This is a genomic window from Actinocrinis sp., from assembly GCF_035946395.1.
Taxonomy (GTDB): domain Bacteria; phylum Actinomycetota; class Actinomycetes; order Streptomycetales; family Catenulisporaceae; genus Actinocrinis.
In genome coordinates, this window is record NZ_DASYZI010000122.1 from 1 (window position 1) to 6,191 (window position 6,191).

A 6,191-nucleotide genomic window follows, 5' to 3' on the forward strand; every position below is an offset into this window, starting at 1 on the left:
TCGCGGTGGCCACCTACCTGCTCGCCTCGGGCGAGTTCAGCCGCCGGATATCGGACTGCGCGACACTCGCGGCACTAGACACGGACAACCCGCGCCGGATGTGCGTGAGCGAACCACTGGGCGCGCACGACCAGATCGCAAGGCTGGTACTGCGCCGATACGACGCAGCCCTAGCCGCGCCGCCACTGAACCTAGCCGACCTGGCCTCAGAGAACTGACTCAGCAGTCAGCAGGCATGGACCGACCCACCTACGCCGATCCACCAGACATACCCTGCACCGCCACTCTGACCTGCTGCCACCATCGCAGTCCCCGCCTGCCGCCGCCCGACCCGTCGCTACGCGACCGCCGTCCGGCCTACCACCGCCACCACTATCCGACCCGCCGCACCCAACCCACCGCAGACATTGATCCACTGTCACTGCCCGATCCGCCGGACGCATGCCGCGCCGCCGCCCGCCCGACCAAACTCAGCCGAACCGCCGTACTCGTCATATCTTCAGATCTGCGGCTCTTCAGACCTATGCTAGTCAGGCCTGTGGCAGTCAGATTTATGGTTCGTCAGATCTGTGGCACATGCGGTGGCTGCGCTGACGGCCTGATCTCCAGTGCCTCAAGTACCATTCGAATCGCCGTGTCCAACTGGGGATCGCGCCCGGCCGCCCACTCGTGCGGAGGGATCGCCACCTCGACGTCTGGATCGACGCCGTAGTTCTCCACGTCCCAGCCGATTCCCCCGGTGAACCAGAACGCGAACTTCGGCTGCGTGACCCCGGTGCCGTCGACCAGCGTGTACTTGGCGTCGATGCCGATCACCCCGCCCCACGTCCGGGTGCCGATGACCGGCGCGATGCCGTACAGCTTGATCGCCTGCGTCGCTATGTCCCCGTCGGAGCCTGCGTACTCGTCCACGATCGCCACGATCGGGCCACGCGGCGTCTCGCTCGGATAGCTGACCGGTTCGGTCGTCCGGCACAGCTGCCAGCCGACGATCCGTCGGCCCAGCTTCTCCACCACCAGCTGTGAGGTGTGCCCGCCACTGTTCTCCCGCAGGTCAAGGACCAGGCCTTCGGCCTCGAACGCACCGCGCATGTCGCGGTGGAACTCCGCCCAGCCCCACGAGACCATGTCGGGTACATGCAGATAGCCAAGCCTGCCGCCGGACGCCTCGCGCACAGCGGCGCGCCTCTGGTGCACCAGGTCGTGGTAACGCACCAACCGCTCACTGGCCAGCGGCACCACCACGACGCGACGGTCCGCGCCATCCCGCCGCAGCGTCAGCTCGACCGGCTTGCCCGCCTTCCCGCCGAGCAGCGCGTTCGGTCCGTGCACGGGATCGACCGGCTTGCCGTCGACGGCGACGATCGCGTCGCCCGGTCGTGCCGCCACGCCCGGCGCCGCCAGCGGCGAGCGGGCCCCCATCACCGAGGACTCGCCACGCAGTACCCTGACGATCCGCCAGGTGCCGTCGTCGTTCCGAGCCAAGTCCGCGCCGAGCAGCCCTTGGACGAGCGCGTCATGCGTCCCGGCCGCCGGCGGCCTGACGTACGCGTGTGAGGAGCCGAGTTCGCCCTGCAACTCCCAGAGCACGTCGTGCAGGTCGTCGCGGGTGCCGATCCGGTCCAGCAGCGGACGGTAGCGTTCGGCCATCGCGGACCAGTCGAGCCCGGCCATGTCCGCGCGCCAGAAGTTGTCCCGCATCAGCCGCCAGGCCTCGCGGTACATCTGCGCCCACTCGGCAGCCGGATCGACCGTCACCCGGATCCGGTCGAGGTCCACGTCGACCGCGTCGTCATCGTCCCTGGTGTCGGAGGCCTTCACCTTCAGACTGCCACCGTCGAGGGCGGCCAGCCGCCCGCCGTCACCCGAGATTGCGTAGGCGTCCAACTCGCTGACGATGGTCGCGCGCTTGCGCTTCTCCAAGTCGTACCGGACCAGACTCGCCTTCGGATGCTCGTCCGACGCGCCGATCAGCGCCTCGTGCAACTCGCCGGTGTGCGGCGGGTCCATCCACACCACGCCGCCCTTGACCGCGCGCAGGTCACGGTAACCGCCCGCCTCGACCGGGAACGGCACGATCCGCTCGTCGATGCCCTCCAGATCGACCCGGTTCCCGGGGTGCTCATCCGGCTGTGCCCCATCCTCAGCAGCGTCCACCGAATCCGGCGAACCAGATACGGCCGAACCCTTAGTCGAGAACGACGAAGACGACGCCGCTAACGAAGGCGAAGGCGAAGACGATTCGCTCTTCTCCGCCGACGACACCGGTCGGCCGTTCAGCTCTGGGGCGAACGGCGACGGCGTCGTCTCGGCCAAGGTCGCCAGATACGGCCGGACACCGGGCAGAAAGCCGAGGTCGAAGAAATGATCATCGTATACGGGGTCATAGACCCGGTTCGACAGGAACGCCAGGTACTTGCCGTCATACGTGAACGCAGGCGACCAGTCGTCGAAACGTGGTGGTGTCACGTCCACGATCGTGCGGTCGGACAGCCGAGCCAGGCGGATGTGCGTGTACTCGGCGGGATCCCATGGGTGTGCCCACGCGAGGTACGCCGAATCAGGCGAGAAGGCCAAGCCACGCACCTCGGCGTTGCTGCTGCGCGCCAGCTCCGTCACCAGTCCCTGCGCGTCGCCGGGTCCACCGCCCTTGCCGCCTTCAGCACCTCCGGCATCTTCACCAACTCCGCCACCTTCGGCACCATCTACATCATCGACGCTTTCGGCCACGCCCTCCGCCACGTTCGTGTCCCCGCCACTACTGCCACTACCGCCCCCGCTATCACCACCATTACTACCTTCGGTAGCCTCACCCTCAGCCTCCGCGCCCAACTTCACCAACAGCAGCCGTCCATCGTGCGACGCCACTGCCGCGCGCTTCCCGTCCGGCGCGACCGCGAGTTCGAGTACGTGCCCCAGTTGCCCGTGCGCGAGCCGTCGTCGTATCGAACCGTCTGCGGCGATGATGTCGAGGCCGTCCTCGCCACCTGCGTCCGATACGCACACCATGGTCGAGGTACCGGGGATCACCTCGGGCAGTCGGCCGCGCACCCCGGGCGTGCTGAGCAGCGTCAAAGCCGGGCCATCCTGCGCGGGTAACCAGTGCAGCGTGCCGCGCACCTCTGTCACCAGCACCCGGCCGGTCTTACACAGCGAGAAGTCCCCGAGTCCGTAACGCGCGGACACCGGGAACGGCGCGCGGCCCGTGCGCACTCCGCTGAGGCGGATGTTCAGGCGCACCGGCTCCGCGTCGAGAGACGGGAGCAGCCACAGATCCCCGGCGCACTGGTAGATCACGCGTCTGCCGTCCGTCGTCGCATGCCGTGCGTAATACGGCCCGTGATCCGTGTGGCGCCGCACATCAGTTCCGTCGGGTAAAGCTGAATACAGCGCGCCGACACCCTCGTGATCGGAGAGGAATACCACCCGGCCCGCCACCCACATCGGGTTGACCAGGTGGTTTCCCACGCCATCGAGGATGCGCACGTACTCGTCGCCGTCCGGCGAGTACCAGATCTTCCCGCCGGTACCGCCCCGATAACGCTTCCATCGCGCGGGCTCCGCGTACACCGGCGAGCCGACGAGTACTGCACCGTCCGCCGCGATCGACACGTCAGCTGCCGGGCCGTAGGGCAACGGGCGCGCTGTTCCGTCGAGCGGTACCGCGAACGCCCACGTCCGGCCCGTGTCGTGCTGTCCGGTGCGGCTGACCACCAGCACCTCGTCGTCCGACAGCCAGCCACGCACAGCGCTCAGACCGTCGCCCCAGTGCGTAAGGCGCTGCACCGGGCCGCCATCCACGGCGACCGCGTATACCTCGCGCGCAGTGCCTCGCGCCATCGAACCTGCACCGTCGCGGGTCGACGTCCAGGCGACATGCGTCGCCGAGGGGTTCAGCCGCGGGTGCAGCACGGGGACCTGATCCGCGGTCAGCCGCCAGGCACGCCCGCCTCCCTTGCCGCCACCGTGACCACCGCCACTGCCACCGCCACTGCCACCGCCACTGCCACCGCCACCGCCACCGCCACCACTTCCACCGCCACCGCCCGAGGCCTCAGCGAGTGGCGCCAACCAGACATCGTTCTCGGCCACGAAGGTGACCAGGTCCCCCGCCAAGTGCGGGAAACGAAGATATGAAGAAGAGGCCACACGTTGACGATATCTGTGACTTACGGTCTGGGCGATGAAAATCAGATGGGCAAAGATGAGAGCCATGACGACGTCGCCCACCGCGCCCCGCGAGTACGTGCTGACACTCTGCTGTCCCGACCAGCGCGGGATCGTCCACGCAGTAGCCAGCTTCCTGTTGGTCACCGGCTGCACCATCGTGGACAGCCAACAGTATGGCGACCGGGGCACCCAGCTGTTCTTCATGCGCGTGCACTTCGCGGCGCAGGAGGAGGGCGTGGACCTGATCTCGCTCAACGGCGGCTTCGCCGCGACCGCCGCGGCGTTCCGGATGACCTGGCAGATCCACGCCACGGCCGTCCGGATGCCGACCCTGATCCTGGTCTCGAAGTTCGGCCACTGCCTCAACGACCTGCTCTTCCGGCACAGCATCGGCGCACTGCCGATCGACCTGCCCGCCGTGGTCTCCAACCACGCCGACTTCAAGCCCCTGGTCGAGTCCTACGGCATCCCGTTCGTACACCTGCCGATCACGAAGGACAACAAGGCCGAGCAAGAGGCCAGGCTACTGCGCCTGGTCGAGGAGAACGGCGTCGAACTGGTCGTGCTGGCGCGCTACATGCAGGTCCTCTCGGACCAGGTCTGCAAGAACCTGGAAGGCAAGATCATCAACATCCACCACTCGTTCCTGCCGTCCTTCAAGGGCGCCAAGCCCTACCACCAGGCACACGCCCGCGGCGTCAAGCTCATCGGCGCCACCGCCCACTACGTGACCGCAGACCTCGATGAGGGCCCCATCATCGAGCAGGACGTCGCCCGTGTCGGCCACGGCGTGACCCCGGACCAGTTGGCCACCGTAGGACGCGACGTCGAGTGCCAGGTGCTGTCCCGCGCCGTCTCCTGGCACTCGGAACATCGCGTGCTCCTCAACGGCAGCCGCACGGTGGTGTTCCCATAGGTGCTGTTCCCGCAGGCGGCTCAGGGCTCAGAGCTCAGAGTTCGCCGATCCGCATCACCGCCTGACCCGTTACGCGCGCGACGCAGTCGAAGTCCCTGTCGTCGTGCAGGACGGTCAATCCGCTCAACTCCGCGTTGGCCGCGAGCATTAGATCGATCGGGCCCGCCGAGCGCTGCTCGCCGTTCGCGACGAGCCCGTTCTGAACCTCCAGCGCCCGCTCGTGGCAGCGGTCCTGGATGGGTGCCCAAACGAACGTCTCACCCAGCCAGCGACGTAATTGGCGGTCATGGTCCACGGATTTCGCGCTGTACCGCAACTCGAGTTCGGTGATCGCGCATATCGCGATCTGTCCTGCGGTGATCTCGATTATCCAGTTCTCGACGAGATCCGTGGCCGTCATGATGCGGACGGCTGCGCTGGTGTCGACAAGGTAGCGGCTCAGTACCATCCCGGCTCCCGCAGGGATTCGAGGTCCAGGCCGCCACTAGCCGCGAGCGCGCGCAGTTCGTGCAGAGCCCTGAGGCGACGCTGTCGCCCCAAGAGCTCTGACAGGGCGAGGTTGATGGTCTCTTTTTTGGTCTTCGTGCCGAGTAGCTCCATGGCCTCGGCGAGCATGGTGTCATCCACGTCAACAAGGATCTTGGTCATCACGGCCTCCTGTATATCCCCCTAGTGGGTGAAGTATATATAGAAAAAAGGCGCCGCGACAGACGTCGCTGGGCCGAATGATGCCGTTTTGACCCAATCGAATGACGCTGATCTGATCATCGGATGGTCGTCGCCTGGGGCGGGATCGGGACGGATCATTACGTTAGGTTCCTGTGGATGACCGGCTAGTTATCCACAGAATGTGTCCACAGGGCGTGGATAGGCGGATCTTGTTTATCCACAGGCCAGAAGGGGTAAGAATAAGTTCCACGCGAAGTGAACTGCGGGTGCTGATGCACAAAACAGCGGACGGCCATGGACCGTCCGCTGGGTGTATTTGTCGACTTAGCGCCACGTGCTCGTGGGCTGCTGGCGCCGGGTGTACGTCCAGTCGCGTTGAGTTACGTCGGGTTGTGGGCAGCTTGAGTTTGCGTGCTCGCGTCCTCGCGCGCTTGTG

Annotated in this window: 4 protein-coding genes and 1 pseudogene; 2 read left to right on the plus strand and 3 right to left on the minus strand. The window is 66.5% G+C overall.

Features of this window, described 5'->3' with window-relative positions:
- Positions 1 to 218 (plus strand): annotated as a pseudogene (locus VGS97_RS07925) (hypothetical protein); the annotation flags it as partial.
- A gap of 343 nt (positions 219 to 561) precedes the next feature.
- Here the strand turns inward: VGS97_RS07925 and VGS97_RS07930 are convergent.
- Entirely contained in the window at positions 562 to 4,149 is a 3,588-nt protein-coding gene (locus tag VGS97_RS07930) for a S41 family peptidase (RefSeq protein ID WP_326852609.1), read from the minus strand.
- 55 nt (positions 4,150 to 4,204) lie between these two features.
- On the opposite strand from VGS97_RS07930, the gene purU reads away from it, so the two are divergent.
- Positions 4,205 to 5,086: a formyltetrahydrofolate deformylase gene (gene purU / locus VGS97_RS07935; protein WP_349262038.1), complete on the plus strand. Its 882-nt coding sequence runs from the start codon at positions 4,205 to 4,207 to the stop codon at positions 5,084 to 5,086.
- Between the two features lie 34 nt (positions 5,087 to 5,120).
- Here purU and VGS97_RS07940 read toward each other — a convergent pair whose 3' ends face one another.
- On the minus strand, positions 5,121 to 5,534 hold the full coding sequence (locus tag VGS97_RS07940; protein ID WP_326852611.1) for a PIN domain nuclease: 414 nt from the start codon (positions 5,532 to 5,534) through the stop codon (positions 5,121 to 5,123).
- The gene (locus VGS97_RS07945) at positions 5,525 to 5,734 is read right to left on the minus strand and encodes a type II toxin-antitoxin system VapB family antitoxin (protein ID WP_326852612.1); all 210 of its coding nucleotides are present in this window, start codon (positions 5,732 to 5,734) and stop codon (positions 5,525 to 5,527) included. Before VGS97_RS07945 ends, VGS97_RS07940 begins: the two co-directional genes overlap by 10 nt.
- Positions 5,735 to 6,191 lie beyond the last annotated feature (457 nt).